Genomic DNA, 22,558 nt, shown 5'->3' with positions numbered 1-22,558 from the left:
CGGATCAGCAGAGGAGTAGCTGTGAGCAGCTCAACCAGCGCACTCACCGTCACCGACCCTCCATCCTTACGTCGTGGCGAGGCCCGCGCGGAGGCCGCCCGCGGCCTGCAGGCAGTCCTCGACATCGCCGACCCCTATCCGGTCGTCGACGCGGCGCGGCGGCTCGCCGACGGGCCGCTGGCGCGCGCCCTGACCGAGGTCCTCACCGATCGGTTGCTGCATGAGCCGACCGGCCGCCGGGTCCCACTGCAGGAACTCCCCATCCGCACGGTGACGCCCCTCACCCGGACTTACGGTCTCGACGCCGACCAAAGCGACGCCCTGGGTTTCGCGCTGCGCTGCACCTTCGCGTGGCCCGGCGTCGTCGGCACTCCGGACGCTCCACACGCGCTCAAGTCGGTGCTGCCGGCCGGGTTCGCGCCGATCGCCACCGTGGGGGAGATCGCGGCGAGCCAGGCCGCAGCCGGTCCCGACGGGTTGAACACCAGCTACATGATCTCGCAGATGAAGGGCGGTATGTCGGCCGACTTCGGCATCGGCTGCCCCCTGATGTGCGCCTACTGCTACCGGCGCGAAGGGGACACCGTCGACGGCTACCTCGGCTCCTGGGAGCCGACCGGTTTCCTCGAACCGGAGGACGTCGTTGCGCGGTTGCTCTCCCACCCGTGGTTCACCCCACACCACACGCCCATCGGCCTGCACATGTCCACGTCCGAGGCATTCCTGCCGAAGCTCTGGCCCCGGACCTGGCGCGCACTGCAGCTACTCGACGAGCTCGGGCTGACCAACCGGGTCTCGTGCATCACCAAGTACGCCCTGTCCGATGAGCAAATCGAATGCCTCGAATCCCTCGTCCACGTCGACCTCGACGTCAACGTCTGCTACGCCGCCATGCCCGAGTCGATCGAGCCACCCAACCGCGAACGTCGGCTGCGCTTCCTGCGCCGCATTCTGCAATCCGACAAGATCAATGTGCTGGCGTACTACCGGCCGATCGCCGAAGGGCTCAACACCACTGATGCGCACCTGCGTCACGTCTGGCAGACCTTCAGAGACGCCGGCGCCCGCACCGTGGTCCTCGGTGGGCTCAAGTTCGCCGACGACCACGTCCACAGCTTCATGAGCTACGGCCTGCCCCTGCCCACCGGCTCGTTCAAGCCAGGCAAGAAGCTGCTCACCACCGACACCGAGACGCGGATCATGGCTGCGTTCGCCGAGGTGTACGCAGATGTGCCCGCGGACTGCCGTCCCGCCGTATTGAAGAGGTCCTCGTGCGGTCGAGCGGTGGAACGCGGCAGTTACATCCCCGACTACAACGGCCACTACGACCTGCCCACCACCAACTGCCGCCTGCGCTGTCCCACTGGGCAGCACCAGATTTGCGCCGCAGCGCAGCCGCCGGAGGAGGAGACGGTACGACAGTTGCTCGCTCGCATCGGTCGCCCCGATGCCCGCGTGGACATCACCTCTACTACCACCGTGATCCACGCACCACTGAGCCAGTTCGAGCGGACATTCCTGCGCCAGAACCTGCTCTTCCCGGTCCACACCGCCCGGCAGGCCGCCGAACTCGTCGCCGGAAGGCTCACGCGATGACCGCCGCCCGGCCCAGTCCGGTCCGGGTCTTCGCGCCCCTGGCCAAGTCCCCGTTGTTGAACCGCCTCGACGCCGAGGACGCCGACCTCGCCGTGCTCCTGGCCATGACTGCCGACCCGGAGCCGGCCACCGTACGCGCGCTGCTGTCGATCACCGCAATGCCAGTCGCGGACCGGGTCGCCAGAGCACTCGACGACCGCACGGACCTGCCACTCACCTCGCTCGCGTTGCTGGTTGCGCACCGGCCCGACGCCAAGCGGGCAAAGGGCACCCTACGAGGCAGGCTCTTCCCCGACGGTGCCGCGCCCGGCACGTGTCACACCTTCGCTCGCACTGTCGCCGCCCTGGCCCACCAGCCCGCATCGGTCGACGACGCCAACCTGAGTGGCGAACGCTTCCGCGAGTCCGCCGTAGCTGCGGATCCAGCCGTCCTTGGCGAGCTTCTTGCCCCGTTGCTGGACGCAGACACGCTCAGCGATCCGGCCGAGACCGGGCTGATCGCGTTGCTCGATGCCCGCGCCAGCCGCGCTCCGACAGCCCAGGTCGACCTGGCTGCCACTGCCGCTCTTACCCGTGCCCGCCGCCACCGGGTACGCGCCGGGCTGATCGCGCGGCGCGAGCAGACGGTCCGCGACCTGGCCCACCACACCGCCGGACTGACGCTGGCCGCCGAGCTTTGGTTCGACGCGATGACAACGGCCGCCGACACCCCCGCCCAGGCTAGTCAGGCCCTCGCCATGACCGAGGATGCTGCCGACACTCTCGCCTCCGGCGGAGACCTCGGCTGCGCTTGGCCCGCCGTACGGAGCCGCTGGCAGCAGGTCACCGCCGCCCGCACCCATCCAAGCGGCTGGGAAGAGGCGTGGCAGGCAGCCGAAGCCACGGACGATGGCGCCCGCTGGGACGACACCCAGCGTGCCCTGGTGGCCGGCTACGACCTGCTCGCCGAACACGTCCGTACTACCTGGCGGAGCGCTGACGTCCCGCCCACCCCTGACGAATGCTGGGCCGCCGACCCGACCGGTCGCATGCTGCTGCACATTGTCGCGGACCACCTCACCGGCCACCAGACACACAGCCCTCTCCCGCACTACGACGACCGACTCCTCATCGCCTTCGTGCACGGCCTTGCCAAGAACGGCCGCGACAGCATCCCTGCGGAGCTGCACGTCACGGGCCTGATCGCCGCTATCAAGGCCGCCCGGTCCAAGGCCGCCATCCTGGCCCGGGCCGTTCCCGCCGACCTCGGCATCGTCGTGCCGATGCGCGCCGAGACGCAACGCCTAACGCGCGTCCTCAACGGAGACAACGCGCTTACTGCCAAGGTCGCCCAACTGGGCTGGCTCCTGGCAGCGCACCCCGACGCCCGCGCCGATCTCCTGCTGGTCGACGAGAGCACCGATTGCGCATCCGCACACGCGGCCGCCCACGCCATCCAGACCAATCACCCGCAGATCCGCGTGACCATCACGGCTCGCCCCGACGACGGCAGCGCCAAGGGTGGCGCCGTGCTGTGGGGTCTTGCCGAACTCGCCGGTGCCGGTCGCACCATCCTGGCCTACACCGACCTTGACCTCACCTACCCGCTCGACCAACTCGGTCTCCACATCGCTGCCCTCGACCAGCCCACCGTTGGCGCCGTCATCGGCTCCCGCCGCCGACCCGACTCCCATGGCTACTACCCGCCCGCAGGCCCGGCCCCGACCGCTCTGCTCTACCAGCGAGCCGTCCGGGACCTCCTGCAACTCGACAGCACCGACCCGCAGGCCGGCTTCAAAGCCTTCCCTGTCGCCGCCCTACGCGCCGCACTGCCTCTCGTCACGGACCAGAGCCTGGCGTTCGACAGCGACCTGCTCGCCGCCATTCGGCGAAGCAATTACACGGTGGCCGAGGTCGGGATCGCCGCCCTCCACCAATACGTCGAGGGCCACCGGGGAACCCCGCGGGACTACGACGCCATGCTCAACGCCGTCCACCGGCAGGCCCTGCGCCACGGCCTCGATCCCGACCTTCGCCGTACGCCGACGTGGGACCGGATCCGCCACGCGGGCTCCCTGGCCGCAGCCGCCGCCGCGCGTCTTACCACCACGCTGCTCATGCCATCCACCCCGCGTTAACGAGATGCCGCGGACCGCCGGCACTGAGACGCCGGCGGTCCCCGCTCGTTGCGCGTACTCCATGTGCCAGGAATCTGGACCGACAGACCGTAAACTGGGCAGACGCGTCCCGGCTCACCGTCGCAACACCCTGACGGCCGGTGCACCTCCGACCGAAAGGGGAGTCAGTGAAGGCCGTCATCGCTGTTGCCGGCATGGGCAGCAGGTTCTTCCCGATCGGCAAGACGATCAACAAGTCCATGCTGCCGATCCTCAACCATCCGGTCCTGGCATACGCGGTCGCCGACTGCATCGCCGCCGGCGCCCGCGAGATCGCGATCGTCACCGCCCCCGGCGAAGCCGGCCGCCAGGTGCGCCATTACCTCAGCGAGGACCACGACCTCAAGGCATACTTCAGCGCACGAGGCTGGCAGGACAAATACGCGCCCCTCGCCGATCTACATCACCAGGCCGACTTCACGTTCCTCGAGCAGCCCCGCGACGACCGGTACGGCACCGCGCTGCCTGCCATCATCGCCGCCGAGTTCATCGACAACGAGGACTTCCTCCTTGTCGCCGGCGACGATCTTCTCCTACGCGCCGACGGAGGATCCGACCTCGCCGACCTAGCCGCCGCCCGGACCGCCGCCGGCACACCGGCCGCGCTCGCCGCCGCGACGGTGCCCGGCGCCGAGGCCCACCGATACGGCATCCTCCACCCACGGACCGCCGCAGCCGGCCATCACCTGCTCGACGAGCTTCTGGAGAAGCCCGACAGCTACGGCGAACCGACCGCTTACATCAACATCAGCCGCACCCTGCTACCCGCCCACGCGGTGGCCTACTTTCAGAAGCTGACCCCGGCCTCTAACGGCGAGTACCAGGCTACCGACGCCGTCGCTGCCTTCGCACGCGATCACGACGTACTGATCCAACCCATTACCGGCCAATACCACGACTGCGGCAACCCCGCCGGCTGGCTCGCGGCCAATAATGCTGCAGCCGCAATCCAAGCTCTCGCGGACTCTCGGCCGCACGGCTGACCGGCGTGGGTATCGTCGACGTCCAGGTCAACCTCGGTCCCTACTGGCCGCTCCTCCTCGGACGACCGCCGCCAGCGACCCGTCGCGCTGATCCGTGGCGGTGGAAACAGGACGCCCTACTTGCGCCTCGCGGGTGGGTGTTGCTGGTTGAACGCGCGGCACTGGGTTGCCATAGATCCTGGCACAGGCAAATGGGCCTCACCTGATGATCTGGCATCCCTGAAGGGTGCTCCGCCTCCCGCTACCGGGTAGCGCAGAGGATCGTGCGAGGCGGGAGGCCGTCATCCTGCCACTCCCATGCCCCCACCAGATCGAGCCTCAAGCTTTCCCGAGGACGGTCAGTGCTGCGTGAGCGGTTCGGGTAGCGGCTTGCTGTGCACCACGACAAGTTCGCGGTTCGCCCGGGTCAGGCTCGTGTACAGGGTCCCGGCGAATTCCTCCTGTCGTACGAAGTAGCGCGGCTCCACGACCACGACCCCGTCGAACTCAACACCCCTTGCCGAGTCGGGCGTGCGGACGGCAAGCCGGCGTCCCTCCCTGCTCCAGTCGCCTGCACCTGCTGCCGTGTCTGCTCGTCGCCAGCCGTTGCCGAGGAGCAGTTTGTCGATGGCATCCGGGTCGGTGGTGATGAGCGCTGCCGTTCCGCCGGGGTACGAGTCGAGTAGCCTGCTCGCCTCACCGACGGCCCGAAGGTCGCGCTTGCCGGGCGTACTGGCTCGGATGACCGACGGCTCCGGCCCATCGGTTTGGAGTGAACAGGGTTGGTTCTCGTTGGGTGGCAGGAGGCGGTTGGCGTAGTCGAGAATCGGCTGGGTGGAGCGGTATCCCCGTTCCACAACCTCAGGTTGGAACAGTTCAGCATCGGGAAGTATGTGAAGTCGCTTCGCCAGTTCGTGCCAGTCGAGGTGGTTGATGTCCAATCGGCGGCGTTGGTTCAGGTCTCCGACGATCGTCCATCGTCCGCCAGCGTTGTGGGCCTGGATGATTTCCCATTCGAGTTCCGAAACATCCTGGGCCTCGTCGACGACGATGTGATCGTATCTGGATCGTTTGCCGCTGAGCAGCAGGCCCAGTTGCGCGAATAGGGGAAGGTAGCGACGTTTCGCCCAGGCCTTTGGGAACGGTGGGAGCGCCTCGATCCACCGCTGCTCCGTCTGGCTGGTCGGTGGTCTTCTGTGTGGGTCGATGCTGCTGCGGATGGCCTCGTAGGTCATTTTGACCTTGTCGGTCAGGCGGCTCGCCTGCCATCCCGGTTGGTCCTGGCTCTCCAATACCGCGTGTTTCGCCAAGGCCACGATGAAGCCGCCGACGTCTTCGGCTGTCCCTTCACCCGGCTGGACGGTGGTGATGCCCAGACCGGCGAGTTCGGTGAGCCATTCGGGAAGTGACTTGACCGTTATGGCCCCGGTCGGGTCGAGTTCCCGGACTGTCCGCGATACGTGGCGAACGTACTGCTCGGTGGGTCCAAGCAGGAGCACCCGTGGGGTCGGGCCCTTCCTGGTCGTCTCCTCGTTGACAAGGAAGCCCGCGCGGTGCACCGCGATGATCGTTTTACCGGTACCCGGGTGCCCCTGGATGATCAGGGGCATGGTCGGCGGTTGGGTGACCAGGCGGTACTGGTCGGGTTGGAGAGTGGCGAGTACGGAGGTCATCGCCTCCGTCCGGGGTGCGTGCAGGGCGTAACGTACCGCGTCGACGGCACGCATGCCGTTCTCGAGGTCGGCGGCCGCTGAAGCGGACCGCTGTCGTTGCTCGGTCGGCTGGGGTCGGCGGTCGGGTGCCCGGTCGTAGACTCCGGCCGGCGTGGTGACGGCGGCTTTCGGTATGGGCAGGGCGACCGTGTGTCTGGTCAGTCTGGCGGCATGGACGGTGATTGCGTCGACTTCTCCGCGGGGGTCCTGGAGGCCGAGGCGTTCAACGACGCTGAGCGTGCGACGCCTGTCGATGGTCGATGATCCTGGTCCAGGGCCGATCAGCTCGGTGAGGATCGTCCACTGGGCGGTGGGGTTGTTCGCTCGTATAACGGCGCAGGACAGGCCGGAGAGATCGTGTTCGCCGTGGACGATGACGTGGCCGTAGGGCCTCCGGCTGTCAGGGCCTCGGATCGCGGTGACCAGTTGGGCGAACAGTGCGAGATAGCGCAGCTGACCCCAGGCGGCTCCGAACGGGGGTAGGGTCGCGATCCATTCCGCGGAGTACTTACCCAACTTCAGCGGCTCAGTGGGCACTCCGCCCATTCGGATCACCTCGTAGGTGACCTCGAGCTTCGCCGACAGTTGCACGTCGCGCTGCGCCCACCCCAGTCGTCGGCGACAGATCTGTACGGCCTGCTCCACGATGTCCTTGACGTACCGGCCCACGTCGAGGGCGTCTGGCTCCCGGGTGTCCGTGAAGCGGGGGTATTCGGCGACTCTGGCCAGCCACTCGGTGTCCTGGACGACAGTTATGATCTTGCGTGCATCCGCAGCGGGCAGTCCGACGAGCGCCGCTGCGGTGTGGATCCTGCTGACGATCCTCGGCAGCGGGGTGGTCCATGCTGACACGACAAGCACGCGCCGTTGTTTGCGGGCCAGGTACCGCACCATGTCGACCGCGCGCACGGCCGCGATACCTTCGGGATCTGCCCGGGAGTCTCCCGAGAAAGCGAGGACGAGCGGTGCGTGCGGTTGCCATGTTGCCAGGTCCGCCGGTTTGTCCGGCAGTGGCAGCCGTCCGGCGGTGCCCTTTCCCGCCACGACGGCCCGAGGTGCTGCGGGGGCACCCGGTGACGGTTTCTCTCTTGGTGTCTTCGGTCCGGGCCCTGGGCCGGGTGGCGTGGCCCGCCGGGTTCTGGGCACCTGCTCCGCGGGGTGGTCTGTCGACGCGGTGGTTCGGGCAGATGACGACGTCGAGCCAGTGGGGCGCCTTGCCTGCTGCCGCGGCGGTGCCGGGGGGACCTGCAGCTTCCCTGCCTTGAAAGGCGACTGGTCGGCCGGCACCGCGACCGCCCAGTCGTCAGAGGCGTGTACCACCTCTGCCCCCTGCGCCGTCAGTGTTCGGCGCACCACCACGTCTGTGTCCAGTTCATGGGCGGCGTGCGGGTCGAAGAACACCTTCGCTGTGCGTGCGGCCCAATTGATGACCGGATAGTCCCAGTCCGTGCTGTTGAGGTACCGCGTACCGATGTAAAAGGCGTGCCCGAGATCCCTGTCCGGACCAGCAAGGCCGACTCGGCCGTAGAGGGGTCCGACGCTTGCCCGCTCACCTCGAGGGACGTTGTCGACGTAGCGCTCGTTCGCGGTGACGGAGATTTCAGGGTTCTTCCGGGCGAGCCGTCGCTCCAATGCCCGCAGGTAGCTCCGGTTGGTGGCGATCTCGTAGGCGAGTTCCTCGTCGCTGATCTTGGCCACCTACTGCACCTCCACTACGCAGACGGCCAGGTCCTCGGTACTGAGCATGGCCGTCGACTGCGCCGTTATGTCCTGCAGGAGGCCCGCGTGGCGAGTGTCCTCTCGCTGCTGTTGGGCCTCGAAGAGCGGCACCATGCGCTGCCTGCCGCGGGCCCGCAGGGTAGCGATGCGTGACTCCAGCGCCTGTGTCCGCCGTTGATGGACCTGCTCGACGCTGAGTCGTCGTGAGGCGAGGAACGCCTTGTTCTCGGCGGCCAAAGTGTTCTGGCTCCGGATCTGCTTTCGGATCAGGAGGTCACGGCTCACGTCGAGGGCTGGGAGTAGGTCGATCGACCCGTCGAACCAAGCGGCTTGCAGGTTTCCGGCTGCGACATCCGCCATCAGCCGGTCACCCAGGTCGGGGGCGACCTGCAGGGTCCGGGCGTCAACGGTGGCGGTCCATACCTCGTGCAGTGGCCTGACACCATTCCAGTTGGCGATGCACAGATGGACGAGATAGGTGCCCGGGGCCATCCCGGCGTCGCGCGCCCGCATCGTGACCGCGGAAAATCTGGTCTGCCGGTGCCCCGGTACGTCCAACGCCGCCCGTACCAACGGGTGGTTGGCCGTCAGGAGCGGCACCCCGGTGGTTCGGGACGCCTCCTGGTCCATGGATAGTTGAATCGGCAGTTGATGCGTCAGGTCACTGACGATACGGTCCACCTCGGACCTCGTCTTCTCACCACGCTGTGCCAGGTCGCGGACGTGACCGGCGAGTTCGCTGTTGCCGATCACGGTCACGTGGTCGCCACGGATCTGGCAGCGTCCGTCGTAGCTGCCCACCCAGTCACTCACCAGCAGGGCCAGTTCCTGTTGCCCGACATACCGTCCGGATGCGAGCAGGCCGGGCTCGAGGCCCTCGATGTCGACGCCGTCACTCGAGATGAGGTGGGGTGCGGCCGACTCGATCTCGTCGGCGGCCCGTTTCTGTTCGGCGACCGCAGCCAGGAACTCCTGGGTGCGCTGCGTCCGTTGGGCGGGGGTCAGTGCGAAGTCGAGGAGGGAGGATTCGACGTCGGGCCACATGCTTTCGATGATCGGTTCCAGTGCCCCGATGGCGTGTTCGAAGATGCCGATCCGGGTGAGTACCCGCTCAAGGATGTCCGACTCGATCGTCCCGGGAGTCGTGAAGTTGATGATCACGATCTTCTGCTCGGTCTGGCCGATCCGGTCGATCCGGCCGATACGCTGTTCGATCTCCATCGGATTCCACGGCAGGTCATAGTTGATCAAGACGGAGCAGAACTCGAAGTCCAAGCCCTCACTCGCGACCTTGGTGGCTACGACGATGTCGTAGCCACCCGCCCGGAAATCGGCCATGACCCTGGCCCGGTCGTCCCTGCTCACACCACCGTGCAGTACCGCGGCCCTGCATCGGCTTTGAAGATGCCGCTCGAGGTAGGACAAGGTCCTACGGGAAAACGTAAATACAAGTCCCTGTTTGCCCTGGCTGATCAGATCATCGACCACCTGGAGGAGCTGCTCGAGCTTCGTGTCGACGTCGATGCCGGCTGCCAGCTCCCGCAACCGCGGCGACGGTGGCACATCCGGACCGCGCACAGCGGTCGACGGCTTCGCCGTAGCGTTCACCTCATCCTGCACGGCCGGTGTCTGCCACGAGGTCAGAACAAGTGCCGCCGCCTCGGGGAGGCAGCTGCCCGCGAGGCGTAGCGGCATCTGCATGCCGAAATGCAGCGGGGTGTCCTTGGCCCTCGCACGCTCGATGCACCACTGCAGGTATGCCTGATAGAAGTCGCGCTCAGGCTGGGTCCAATGCACCGGAACAGGGCGCGGCTCGCGCACCGCCTTGTCCTCCTGGACCTCGATCTTGCGGGTACGCGTGACCTGGGCCGAGAGCCCACCCAACTCGCTGCAGATCCGCTTGACCTGGACCACGTCGCTCGAGGACAGGTGAGCTCGCTCCAGGATCTCGCCCAGCAGAACAAAATCGGGCCGCAAGGCGATGACACGGCCGAACGTGCTGTCGGACAGGTCCGACAGCCACCGCCTACGTGTGGCGTTGCTGACCGAGGCGTCGAGCAGCGAACCTGTGATCCGGTTGAGGACCCTGTTGGGTTCGATCCGTTCTTGCAGGTCCGCCAGGTCCTGGAACTCGCCGGGCACCAACAGCTCAAGGAGGTTGTACAGATCGTTGTTGCGCAGGTTCACCGGGGTAGCGGAAAGGAAGACGTATGCATCCGCCCAACGGGACAACAGCTCACCCAACGCGTGGCTCTTGGTGTTCGGATTGCGGAAGACGTGGGCCTCGTCCACGATCACCAGGTCCAGCTGGAGCCCCAACTGCTCGATGTCGGCCAGCCCCTTCCACGCCCGTAGCCGCTCCACCGAGCAGATCCAGGCCATCCTCCTGGGCAGGCGATCCGACTCGAGCCGGTCCTTGAGGTCGGCCAGCCCCGTGCCGGTGAGCTCCGTCAACTCGAAGCCGAACCTCTCGCGCATCTCGTGCTGCCATTTGGTCAGCAGTACGGAGGGACACACGACGAGCACCCGGTTCGCGTGCCTGCGGGCGTCGAGTTCAGTCCACAACAGTCCGGCTTCGATGGTCTTACCGAGACCGACCTCGTCCGCGATGAGCAACCGCAGTGACCCTGTGCTCAGCAACTTCATCACCGGCTTGAACTGGTACGGCCGGAAGATGGTGCGCGTCGCCCGGAACGAGAAGACAGTATCGGTGAACTGCTTCTCCAGCTTCGCCCTGGTCAGGGTGGCGGCGAGACGCTCGGCGGGGGCGGGCTCGGTGCGCACCCATGCGTCGGGGGAGTCGACCGTCGGCCTCGGCAGCAGGGCGCCCTCTTCGACACGCTGGACGCGGCTGCCGGCGAAGACCTGGTAGATCCAACGACCGTGCGCGAACAGACGGGACCTGATCATGCCGTCCTGCCCAGCTCGGGTGATCACCTCATCGGTGACGTCGAACCGGGGCAGCGGCACCTCGTCGGCGCTGTCCCAGAGGTGGTCGAACCAGCCCAGCGCAGAGGCCACGGGCGAGTCCTCAGCCACCTCAGCAGCCGGCTCGTGGATCCCCGCACCGGGCATCGCACCCGAGGTGACCACGAGCAACGGAGCCGGATCCAGCCCTCCGAACCAGTAGACACCCTCAGGCAGGCTGACCGTCGGGACGACGATCTGCCTCACCCGCTCGACTGCTCCCGCAGGATCGGGCAGATCGGCGCCGAGAGTCAGTACGTCAGTGAAGAGCCCGGTAGCGAGCATGGCGGTCGCATCCGTCACCAGCGGGTGGTATCCATGAGTGACCGCGAGAACACCTGGATCAGGAAACATCCGCCGGCCTGCTCCAACGAGCGCGCGCACTGTCATCCTCCGTGGTCGACGCGGACTGGTCCGTAGCCCTGTCCGTCCTGCGGCAGCGCCGTCAAGCGTTCTCCTCCCAGCGTGGAGGCCGGCGGGGGAGGTTCGGCCCTATGTGGCTCCCGGTCCGTCACGTCGCCGCGCGGTCCAGCCGTTCGGCGGCGTATGTGTGCCTGTGGCCGAGAGATTGAGGAATTGGCAGGCACCGCACCAATCTATGTGCGCTTCGGGCGGCAGGAAAGGTCTTGATCGACGGGGGTTGGAAGACGTTCAGGTGTGTGTGACTGACCGATCCGGTATGGCCGGAAGGATCATCATGTGGATAGTTCTGGTGGTCAGTTGGCCTGACTGGGCTACATCGATCAGCTGTGCCTGCGGGGACGCCCGCGCTTCGATTTCAGTGGACGCCAAGCGCGTAGAGCCTTCTCGGTGACATCCCACCGGACCATCAGGTCGTCTAGCAGTGTGCGGTGGCTCTCGTACTGCTGGTCGCTACACCATTGCTTCACCCACGGCAGCACCTCGAGTAGCCCGGCGAGCAGCGGAACGACGTCCTCGCGGGTCGGCGCGGCTGACGCGAGGTTGGACAGCACCATCGCCCGGTCCTCGACGGCCCATCCGGACCACCCCACCGTGGCGTCCTTGATGGTGCCTTCCGGGTGCCCATAGGACACGAACCGTTCGCCAGGCACGTCGTACCTGCCGCGGTATCGCCAGTAGCTCACCTTCACGAAATCGGCGCTGCTGTATTTCGGTGGCATCGGGGCCGGCCCAGTAAGGCGTGTTTCATAAGTCCGGTCAGAGCCATTCGCAGATGACGGTGACGGTCAGGACGGCCTGGAAGCGGAGGCTAACTTGTCGTAGCGGGTGGCTACGCCGCGGTGGCGTTTGAGCGTGTTCGCCGCGGATGCTGCTGCCGGATCGTCGGGTGACGGGGGCGAGGCCGGCATAGGCAGCGAGGTGCCCGGGTGTGGCGAAGGCGGTGCCGTCGCCGACTTCGAGCAGGATCCGGGCTGCGGTCCTGACGCCGATGCCGGGCATCGAGGTCAGGACCGGGGCAAGACGCTCCGCATCAAGCATCCTTTCGACCTCATCGGCGACCTGGTCGCGTTGTCGCAGGACGTCGCGGAGGCTGTCGGCGAGGCGGGGCAGGATCGTCTCCGCCGCTGTCGTGCCGGGGACGTTCTGCGCGTCGAGCGCGGTCATGATCTGTTCGATGAGCCGTTCGCCCATGCGGGGTGCATGGGCGGGGGCGACCGAGGGTCCCCGGCTGAGGACGTCAAAAGGTTGGAGGGCTTACCGTCGACAGCGTCACTAACGCGAAGGGATCTTGCCGGGGTGGATCCGCTCGATCGAGCACGACCCGTCCGTGGGTCGGGTCGCCGCCACAGTGACGCCTGACCGTTACGGGGCAGGCACCCTCGCACCTGAAGGGCCCCGGTCGCTGGGGATCGGCCGCAAATGGAACGCCCGGCGTCCGCCCCACTCGATATCACGAAACGTCCGGAAAAGGATCAGGCGTCGGGAGGGACTCGGACGGCCGGATGCCTAGCGAGTCGATCATCCTGCGGTTCTGTCGTCTACTGCCCTTATGCTGCAAGATAGGCACGGTTACCGGCCGGATCCGCGCGGTCCGATCTCGAGCCGCACATCAGCGTCGGAGAAACCCATGACCACCCAGAGCAACGCCCCAGTCACGCCAGGTCGTGCGCATGACGATGCGACTTCTCCGGAGGGGATCGCCGGTGCCTGAGTCCGACCTCGACTTCTACGCCTACAGCCTGCTCGAGGATGTCCGGGCGTACACCGAGGTGAATGACTCGGAGCCACAGGAGGCGTTCGCCGGGCTGGTCCTTGAGCAGTTGTCGGGTTACGGCCTGACGGAGGATCCCGTGGTCGTCCGCTTCAAGGATCACGGGGTCGAGGTGAGCGGCTTCGGCCTGTCGTCGGATGACAGATGTCTGGACCTCTTCATCACCAGCTACAGTCCCCGAGCGGACGAGGACCACAAACTCAACCGGAGCGATGCCGAGACCGCGTTCCGCCGACTCGAGAACTTCCTGTCCCGCTGCCTCGCCGGGACCGTCGTCCGGAACGAGCCGTCGTCCGAGGTCGCCGGGATGGTGTCGACCGTCGCGGAGAAGTTCGTCGAGGTTGACAGGGTCCGCTTCATCTACATCTCGAATGCCCGAAGCGTCGTCCGGGATCCGCTCCCCGCGTTACATTTTCAGGGACGCGAGATCACCCGGGACGTCTGGGATCTGCGCCGCCTCGCCAACTGGACAGCGTCGGGAAGTCGCGCCGAGCCGATCGTGGCTGACTTTCCCGACGGACTGCCCTGTCTCGGCACCCCGCAGACCAGCTCCGACTACGCGGTGTTCCTAGCCATCGTGCCCGGCAACGATCTCGCCGATCTCTACGGGCGCCACGGCGCGCGCCTACTCGAGCTGAACGTGCGATCGTTCCTCCAGGTCAAGGGCGCCGTCAACAGCGGCATCCAGAGAACCCTGCGCGACCATCCCGAGCGATTCCTCGCCTACAACAACGGCATCGCCGCCACGGCATCCGCGGTGGACTTCCACACCGACGACAGCGGTCAACGGAGCATCCGCCGGATCCACGACCTCCAGATCGTCAACGGCGGGCAGACCACTGCGTCGATCCACCACGCGCGTCGGACGACGGACATCGGTCAGGTGCTCGTCCAGATGAAACTCACCGTCGTGTCCCCCGAGCGGCTGGACGAGATAGTCCCGAAGATCTCCGCATACTCCAACACCCAGAACAAAGTCAGCGCCTCCGACCTGAAAGCGAACGCCAGCTTCCACGTCGACGTCGAACGGATCATGCGCACGCTCTGGGCCCCACCCGGCCCGGTGCACGAGAGTGACACCCACTGGTTCTACGAACGGGCCCGGGGGCAGTATGCCAACGCGGTGACCGCGGAGCTCACCAGGTCGCGCCAGAAGGTCTTCAAGACCATGAACCCGCCCGACCAGAAGTTCACCAAGTCCGAGCTGGCCAAGTTCGAGATGTCCTGGTCGATGCGGCCCCAGCAGGTGAGCCTCGGCGCCGAGAAGAACTTCACGTTGTTCTCCGAAGGCCTCGACGAGACGTCCACGGTCGTCGACAAATCGTACTGCCAGAACCTCGTGGCCAAAGCCATCCTGTTCCGCCGCGCAGACAAGATCGTCGCCCGACAGAACTTCGGTGGATACAAGGCCAACATCGTCACCTACACCGTGGCGAAGCTCGTCCAGGTGACGGGTGGCCGTCTGGACCTCGACCGGATCTGGCGGACCCAGGACCTCTCGCCGGCGACGAAGGAGGCGATCGCGGAGCTGTCAACACTCGTGCAGAAGGTCATCACGTCGCCCCCCGCGGGGCGGACGCACGTCGGTGAGTGGGCGAAGAGGGACGAGTGCTGGGAAGCCGTACGGGAGATAGCCTGGATGGTCCCGGGGCAGCTCCAGGCCGAACTGGTCGAGCTCGACGCCTACCCGGCCGACATCGAGACCCTGCAGACGACGCCAGCACACAGCTGGCGTGACCTGGCGGTGTGGGGCGAGACCACCGGCTCATTCGATGCGGCCCAGCGGGGCGTCATCAGAGAGATCACCCAGGCGCTCGAGCAGGGGTACACCCCGGCGGGCAAGCACCTGCGGGCCGCATCGGTACTGATGGACGTCGCGCGGGGTCGTGGGTTCAGGCCGACCGGCGGCGGTGGCGCCCAGCAGCGCGGCCCCGCTGCGGCAGGGGCACGGTGAGATGATGCGCTGGCGTGAAGACGTGCCGGTCGTCGGATCGGTTGAGCTGCCCCCGGATCCGCACGCACTCGATGCGCTCGGGCGGAACCACTCCCTGGAGACCGCACTGGCGGATCTCGTCGACAACTCCGTGGACGCCGGCGCGAACACCGTGCTGATCCGCTTCATCCAACGAAACGCCCGACTGATCGGCCTGTACGTGGTCGACGACGGGCACGGCATGACCCCCCGCTCCATCGACACCGCCCTGACGCTGGGTGGTAGACGGGACTACCGGACGACGGACCTCGGCCGTTTCGGTATCGGACTGAAGGCCGCATCCTTCAGTCAGGCGGCCAGCCTGACGGTCCTGTCGCGCGCATCGGGCCACGAGGCGGTCGGTCGGCGGTGGCTGCAGGGACAGAACCGCGACGGCTTCAACTGCGATGTGGTCCCGGGGGACTTCGCCGCGGCCGAGCTTGACCGGACGTGGCCGTTCAGCACCTCCCCGTCGGGCACCGTGATCCGGTGGGACCAGGTGGGGGGCTTCCCGGCATCCGAGGACCCGCATCTGGTGGGCACATTCCTGTCGCGCACGGTGGACCACCTCCGGGGACATCTCGGGCTCATGTTCCACCGCATCCTGGCCAGGGGGAAGCTGCGCATCACCATCGATGTGGAGGACGTCGACGAGGGCGTCGGTGTCCCGGCTGAAGTCCGCCCGCTCGACCCCTTCGGCTACCGCAGTTCGCCGGACGGCTGGCCGAAGACGCTCACAACAGACGTCAACGGCCTGGCTCTGTCCATCCAGTGCCACATCTGGCCCGGGAAGTCGAACGACGCGGAATACCGCCTGCCAGGGGGCGCGGAACGGCGGCAGGGCCTCTACTTCTACCGGCGTGACCGGCTCCTGCATGCGGGGGGTTGGGAAGGGATCCACGCGCCGGACAAGAAGCTGCAGCTCGCGCGTGCAGCCATCGACATCGACGGCGACGTTTCCGGACTCTTCACGATGAACCCGGAGAAGTCGCGGGTGACCGCCGGCGCGGAATTCGCTCGCGCTGTCGGCACCGCCCACGCGGCCGACGGCAGCACCGTCACCGACTTCCTCCACGCCGCAGAGCAGACGTGGGCGACCAGCAATCAACGCGAGACGGCCCGGCGCCGCCCGGTGATCCCGCCCGGACGCGGTATCAACCCGCGGGTGAGCCGCGAGATCATCGACGAACTGCCGCAGCTCAACGAGTCGCCGCTCAACATCCTCTGGGTAAAGTTCGACAACAACGACCTGTTCCACGTTGAGCGCGAGACCATGACCCTGTTGCTCAACAGGCGGTACCGTGCCGCCCTTCTGGGCGGCCGTCGGGGAGGTCTCAACGACGCCCCCCTCGTCAAGGCCCTGATGTTCCTGCTGATGGAGAACGTCTTCCAGGGCGCCCACCTCGGCTCCCGCGACAAGGACAACATCGACCTGTGGCAGGAGATCCTCACCGCCGCCGCCCAGGCTGAACTGGCGTCCTTCGGAGGGCGTGGGTGACCGGCCCGGACCGGCATCTCAGTGGTGAGGGCTTCGCGGCATACGTAGCGACCGGGGTGCCGATGGAACACCCCGTCGACGGCACGCCGAGAGTCATTCTCTTCACTGATCCGGCGAACCACCGGATCGGTCTCCGCGGCCCCGCCCGCGGCAACGAGACCCCCGCTCCCACCGGCCTGGAGCACGTCAGCACGACCCTCGTGCACGACGGAGCCACCCGCCTGATCGAGATCGCCGTCCATGATCCCCGCCTCTTCGCCGACGCCTACCCCGTGTTGTGCGGGGTGGCCGACCGGGCGCAGCTCGACGGGCTGCCTATCAGCGCCGCGCTTGTCGAGACGCTGCGTCACATCGGCCACCTGATCAGGCCCGAGGACGCCCTGACGAGAGAAGTGGAGACAGGCCTCATCGGCGAGCTCTGCCTGGTCGCAGGGCTGACGGCCACCAGCTCACCCGACGCGGCGATCGCGGCCTGGCGCGGCGGTGCGGAGGAACATGACTTCGGCCTGTCCGATGTCGATGTCGAGGTGAAGACCACGGCGGCGGAGCGACGGATTCACCGGATCTCATCGGTCGGCCAGTTGCAACCGACTGGTGGCCGACCGCTCTGGCTGCTGTCGCAACAGATCACGGGAGCCGGTAGCGGCGGCAGAACCGTCGCCGAGCTGGTCGACCGCGTACGGCAGATGATGCCGCCGGGTGGTCTGCGTGAAAGCTTCGAAGCCCTCGTACGGCGGGCGGGGTGGCGGAGCCGCTTCGCCTCGGGACCCCTGCAACGCTGGAGGCTCCGTTCCGATCCTGCGCTGTACAGGGTCGCCGACACCTTCCCCCGGTTGACCGGGGATCTGATGAGGGTGGCCGGTGCGGACCTCAGCCGCATATCTGACATCCGGTATAAAATTGACCTCACCGGCATAAGCACCGACCGACCACCCGAACCTCTGCGGATCGCGGTCTCGGCAGGACGGCAGGAGCTGCAATGAGCGACACGGTCACTCTCGCCTACGGTTCAGCCCTCGACGGCATGCAGCGCAGCGGTCCGATGCCCATCCATCCTGTCGCCGCGATGTTCGGTAATGATCAGAGCCTCACCGACGGCGCCGCCCTGCTCGCGCATCTGCAGTCGGCAGGGCCCGAGGATGCGTTACGTCAGCAGTTCGCGCAGGTACTGGCCGGCTGGGACCACGTGGACTCGGATGCGGTGTGGGCCGCAGGTACGGCACGCAACACCTCGGAGCGGCGTTCAGCGATCGTTTCCGCGCTACAGCTGGACCCCGCGACACAGCACCTGGTGGCAAGCCTCTTCCCCCACGCCACCGCGCCTATCGTCATCGCTGACGACTGGGAGGAATGGCGCACTGCGGAGCGACGGGGTGAGCGTGACTTCTACTGGTCGCACTACCGCAGGTATCTGTTGGACAAGGGCTGGCACGCCGGCGTCGTCGCCGGACTGGATCACGCCACGGAAGATGTCGTCAGGCGCTTGTCCGACCCGACCCGCGAGGTCGCGTACCAGGCCAAGGGTCTCGTGGTCGGTTACGTGCAGAGCGGCAAGACCGCGAATTTCACCGGCGTCATCGCGAAAGCCGTCGATGCCGGCTACCGGCTCGTCATTGTCCTCACCGGTACCACCAATATGCTGCGCGCCCAGACGCAGCGTCGTCTCGACATCGAACTCGTGGGCCGCGAGAACCTGGAGCAGGAGATCTCCGCTCACGACAGCAGGGGCCACGAATATCAGGACGACACGGACTGGGAGAAGGACCGCTTCGTCCGTCATGGTGGGCGGCCGTCGGACATCGGATACCCCGACATCCGGCGCCTCAGCACCCGCGGATGGGACTACCGGCGCCTACGCCAGGGATTCATGGCGCTGGACTTCCCCCGCCGTGAACGCACCCAACCCCTGTACGCACCGGTCAACCTCTACACCAGTGACGCCCGGCTCGTCGTTGCCAAGAAGAACAAGACCGTCCTGCAGGACCTCGTCGCGGACCTCGGCCGGATCAGGGAGCGGCTCGGCGAGGTGCCGGTCCTCATCATCGACGACGAGTCCGACCAGGCCTCGGTCAACACCACGAGCCCGAAGAAGTGGACACAGGACAGCAAGGACCGCACGGCGATCAACCGGCTCATCGGTCAGCTGCTGTCCATGATGCCGCGGGCACAGTACGTCGGGTACACCGCGACGCCGTACGCCAACGTCTTCGTTGATCCGTCCGACGTCGAAGACATCTTCCCGCGGGACTTCCTCGTCTCACTGGCCCGCCCCGTCGCCTACATGGGCGCCGAGGACTTCCACGATTTCGACACCGGCATCCCGCTGTCGGAGCGCACGCTGGAGAACTCCCAGGAGTTGCGGCATGTACGCCTGCTCGACGAGGAGCCGCAGGACACCGACCTGCGGACCCCGCTCGACATGTACCTGCTGACAGGCGCTGTGAAGCTGCACCGTCAGCGCCACGGTCATGCCTCCTACCAGCACCACACCATGCTCGTGCACGAGGCCATGTCCAAGGCGGTGCACCGCGACACTGCCGACGTCATCAACGCCATGTGGAACAGCGGCCAGTACCGCGCACCCGCGGGTCTGGCACGTCTGCGGGCCCTCTACGAAACAGATGTCCTGCCCGTCAGCGCCGCATCGAATGCCGACCTGTCGACGCCGGCAGACTTCGATGACCTCCGGCCCGACATCGCGGCCGCCCTCGACAAGATCAGCCCACCGGATCAAAGTAGCGGACCGGTCATCGTGGTCAACAGCGACAAGGACCTCGAACGACAGCAGGAGAGCCTCGACTTCGACATGCGGCCGATCTGGCGGATCCTTGTCGGCGGCAACAGCCTCGCCCGCGGCTTCACCGTCGAAGGCCTCACCGTCACCTACTACCGACGTGTGACCAAGCAGGTCGACACCCTCATGCAGATGGGCCGCTGGTTCGGCTTCCGGCCAGGATTCCGCGACCTCGTGCGCATCTACACGACAGAGGAACTGCACGAGATGTTCGCCGCGGCGTGCAGGGACGAGGAGTATCTCCGAGCTGAGCTGCGGCGATACTCACAACCCACCGACGGACAACGACAGATCACTCCGCGGCAGATCCCACCGCTCATCGCACAGCACCGTCCCGACCTCAGGCCGACCGGCCGGAACAAGATGTGGAATGCGACGCTGGTCGAGAAGAGTTCGCCGGGCGAACCGATGGAGCCGGTCGCATACCCGAACCCGGGCTCCCGTGCGGGGGACGAGAAGACCCGCGCCAACACTGCGGCGTGGCTCCCCGTACTCTCCGCCGCCACGACAACGGTCCGGTTCAAGACCGTGCGCGCTGCCAAGGTCGCCGGTGTGTCAACGATTCAGGACACCGGAAAGTCCTACTCAGCGCGCATCGCTGAGATGGATCACCGCGATGTCGTCGAGGTGCTCAGATCCCTCAGGTGGCTTTCTGCGGACACCTTCAAGCCGGAGCTGACCTGGCTCAGCGGCCTCAGTTCTGAGCAGCTGAAACGCTGGTTGATCATCTTCCCCCACCAGGTCTCGGATGAAAGTCTCCGGACGATCCATGATCAGGGACCGTTCAGTATCTTCCGCCGGGTCAGGACATCGACCGGTTCGCTCAGCGCCGTCAGTGAATCGAGGCACCGCAACGCCGCCAACAGGATCGCAGGACTCGCAACGCCAGTTCCCGACCCGGAGGCTGATCGACTGTATGCCCCCGCCACCGGCGCCATGATCGTCTATCCGAATGTCGAAGCGGACGTTCCGGATGCCCGGTCGGTCAATGACGGCCTTGTCACCATGGCTTTCCAGCTTGTGACGCCCATGAGCTCGATGCCAACCAGCGGCAAGCTAATAAAGTGGCAGACACGCAATAGTGCCGATGAATCCGCAATCGTTGTCGACGCTGAGTAGGTGGGTGACGATAGGACGGAGCCGTGCGCCCTGGCAGATGCACGAGCTCAGCGCGCTTACCGGTCATCCCGCCCACCAGCTCCGTCGCGATCTGCTCGACCTGCGGCATCCCGCACCGGACTGGTGGCTGTCCCACCGTTCCCTCGATCCGCATGCCCCACCGCCCGTTCGCCCCACCCTTGCCTGCAGGTAGGCGAGTTCACGGCGGGCGGGCGCGCACTGGTCTCTTGATGACGGGACGTCCCCGATAGTGGGGGAGCGGGACGCAGTGGGACCCGATGCTGCCCTGTCGGCCTGCCCCGGTTTACTCCCGAAAGCCCCGCCTGCCGTTGGCAATCAGTGACACAAGCGCCCACTGCTTGATCGTGTCTGTGCACCCAGCGCCTGTTCGGCCGATCATCGACAAGATCGGGATGGTTGCGGAAGGCAACAAGGGGCCCCATCGTTCGGATCCGACCGCCCCGACAGTACGAAGAAGGGCTGCTGGTACGGGCGTAACCCCGGGAGGTCGCCTTTTCTCCTGTAGCCGGAGCGCAATGTGTCAGCCCGACCGGTGGAGCGTTGGGGGCCAGCGGGGGCCGACGCCACCCTGCGGCGTCGGCGGCATGCCGCTTCAACGAGGTGAGTTCCAGTGCCGGAACAGCTTTTGCACCTCCGCGTGCCAGCTGACCGCCCCGTCGACCCAGCCGGCGCCTGGCTGCCCGGTGGTGGCATTGACAACCAGCGCGGGCAAGGACGGCTCTCCGGTGGCGATGCACTCCTCGGCGACCTGGGCCAGAACATGGCGCATCTGATTCCGGAGATCGATGCCGGCCATGCCTATGGCTTGTCCAAGCTCGCCATAAGTGAGCAGCGACTTTCGCATAGCGGCAACGATCAGCGCTGCACGTGCCATGAGGACCCACTGCTGTCGTTGCTCGCTAGCCATGCCCGCCAGCGTGACACCCGCATACGTCTTGTTCGACCTTCGAACAGCCCACCATCGAGGACCGTACGGGCAGTACGAAGATCGTGCTCCCGCAGCAGCCAGGTTCCCGTCTGGTGGGGCTGCCTCACCGGGGAGCTGTGACGTCGGCCGGCACCCCAGCCCGGCATGGCGGCCCCCTTCCGTGTCGCTGTCCCGACAGTCCTCTGCCGGCACTCGGCGGCATCAGCGAATATGAGTGGCTTTGAGTTCCCGTATCGAAGGGAAGCGCACGGATGCTGGGAGTGTCCCGGGAAGATCTGCAACATTCGTATCAATGGTCGAAGGAAGTCTCAGAAGCTTTCCCCGAGTGCTCCGATCTAATCAAGAAGTTCCTCACGCTACACAGGCGTCGATACAGGCGCCTAGCGAGTTTGCACGTGATCTGGTTCAAGATAGTCGGAACCATCGAAGTCGTCCTCAGCATCACCCTCCCGCTGCTTTTCGTCATTCCGGTCATGCGCGACGAACACGCAAATTACGTCTTTCTGGCGATAGTAAGTGTCATTGTCGCCATAGCGGCGGGGCTGAGAAATTTCTACTCATGGGACAGTAGCTGGCGCTTGTACCGCTCGCAGGAATTTGTCCTGGCCGGCATGGTTGCGCAATGGGAAGTAGCTCTCCTGAAGCTTAAGGTGGCGGGGGGCGAAAACATGCGACAGGTTGCATTAGACGAAACGGCTCAGGTGCTTGCGAGACTGACGGAGCTCTTCGAGCATGAGAACATCACGCTATTCAACACTGTCGTGCCTCCTGAGAGTGTTAAAAAGAACCTGCGAGAGGGCCAGGTCCCGGCTGGCCCACCTCAAGCTGCCTGAGGCCCTCGTTGGACCGATCTGGACTAAGTACTGCTACGGCACTTGGTCAGAGGCAGTTGCGTCGTCGGTCGTGGCAGTTTCGGGCTT

General features: G+C 66.3%; 12 protein-coding genes and 1 pseudogene. 8 read left to right on the top strand and 5 right to left on the bottom strand.

Going from position 1 to position 22,558, the window contains the following annotated elements:
• Positions 1–21: 21 nt before the first annotated feature.
• From O3438_RS10120 to O3438_RS10110, 3 genes are all read left to right on the top strand, one after another.
• Positions 22–1,596, top strand: coding sequence for a hypothetical protein (locus tag O3438_RS10120; protein WP_269679726.1), 1,575 nt, complete (start codon positions 22–24; stop codon positions 1,594–1,596).
• Complete coding sequence (locus O3438_RS10115; RefSeq protein ID WP_269679725.1) at positions 1,593–3,713, top strand: hypothetical protein; 2,121 nt, start codon at positions 1,593–1,595, stop codon at positions 3,711–3,713. The genes O3438_RS10120 and O3438_RS10115 overlap by 4 nt, the downstream gene beginning before the upstream one ends.
• A 167-nt stretch (positions 3,714–3,880) precedes the next feature.
• Complete coding sequence (locus O3438_RS10110; protein WP_269679724.1) at positions 3,881–4,735, top strand: sugar phosphate nucleotidyltransferase; 855 nt, start codon at positions 3,881–3,883, stop codon at positions 4,733–4,735.
• 338 nt (positions 4,736–5,073) lie between these two features.
• Here the strand turns inward: O3438_RS10110 and O3438_RS10105 are convergent, their stop codons facing one another.
• The 4 genes and pseudogenes from O3438_RS10105 to O3438_RS10090 all read right to left on the bottom strand — a co-directional run.
• On the bottom strand, positions 5,074–8,124 hold the full coding sequence (locus O3438_RS10105) for an AAA family ATPase (RefSeq protein ID WP_269679723.1): 3,051 nt from the start codon (positions 8,122–8,124) through the stop codon (positions 5,074–5,076).
• Entirely contained in the window at positions 8,125–11,415 is a 3,291-nt protein-coding gene (locus O3438_RS10100) for a DEAD/DEAH box helicase (protein WP_269679722.1), read from the bottom strand. It abuts the gene before it with no gap.
• 440 nt (positions 11,416–11,855) lie between these two features.
• Entirely contained in the window at positions 11,856–12,254 is a 399-nt protein-coding gene (locus tag O3438_RS10095) for a DUF7008 domain-containing protein (RefSeq protein ID WP_269679721.1), read from the bottom strand.
• Positions 12,255–12,387: 133 nt separating this feature from the next.
• Positions 12,388–12,753 (bottom strand): annotated as a pseudogene (locus tag O3438_RS10090) (transposase); the annotation flags it as partial.
• A gap of 485 nt (positions 12,754–13,238) precedes the next feature.
• Between O3438_RS10090 and O3438_RS10085 the strand changes: the two are divergent.
• The 4 genes from O3438_RS10085 to O3438_RS10070 are packed head-to-tail and all read left to right on the top strand — an operon-like array spanning position 13,239 to position 20,689.
• The gene (locus O3438_RS10085) at positions 13,239–15,260 is read left to right on the top strand and encodes an AIPR family protein (protein WP_269679720.1); all 2,022 of its coding nucleotides are present in this window, start codon (positions 13,239–13,241) and stop codon (positions 15,258–15,260) included.
• Between the two features lie 4 nt (positions 15,261–15,264).
• Entirely contained in the window at positions 15,265–16,776 is a 1,512-nt protein-coding gene (locus O3438_RS10080; protein WP_269679719.1) for an ATP-binding protein, read from the top strand.
• Positions 16,773–17,759 (top strand): PD-(D/E)XK motif protein, encoded by a 987-nt coding sequence (locus O3438_RS10075; protein WP_269679718.1) that lies wholly within the window; start codon positions 16,773–16,775, stop codon positions 17,757–17,759. Before O3438_RS10080 ends, O3438_RS10075 begins: the two co-directional genes overlap by 4 nt.
• Entirely contained in the window at positions 17,756–20,689 is a 2,934-nt protein-coding gene (locus tag O3438_RS10070) for a Z1 domain-containing protein (protein WP_269679717.1), read from the top strand. The genes O3438_RS10075 and O3438_RS10070 overlap by 4 nt, the downstream gene beginning before the upstream one ends.
• A gap of 613 nt (positions 20,690–21,302) precedes the next feature.
• Here O3438_RS10070 and O3438_RS10065 read toward each other — a convergent pair.
• On the bottom strand, positions 21,303–21,617 hold the full coding sequence (locus O3438_RS10065; protein WP_269679716.1) for a hypothetical protein: 315 nt from the start codon (positions 21,615–21,617) through the stop codon (positions 21,303–21,305).
• Positions 21,618–22,033: 416 nt separating this feature from the next.
• Here O3438_RS10065 and O3438_RS10060 point away from each other — a divergent pair, with 416 nt between their 5' ends.
• Complete coding sequence (locus O3438_RS10060; protein WP_269679715.1) at positions 22,034–22,471, top strand: hypothetical protein; 438 nt, start codon at positions 22,034–22,036, stop codon at positions 22,469–22,471.
• Positions 22,472–22,558: the final 87 nt, after the last annotated feature.

This window comes from Micromonospora sp. WMMC250 (genome assembly GCF_027460215.1).
GTDB lineage: Bacteria > Actinomycetota > Actinomycetes > Mycobacteriales > Micromonosporaceae > Micromonospora > Micromonospora taraxaci.
This window is presented reverse-complemented; position numbering and strand designations above follow the sequence as displayed.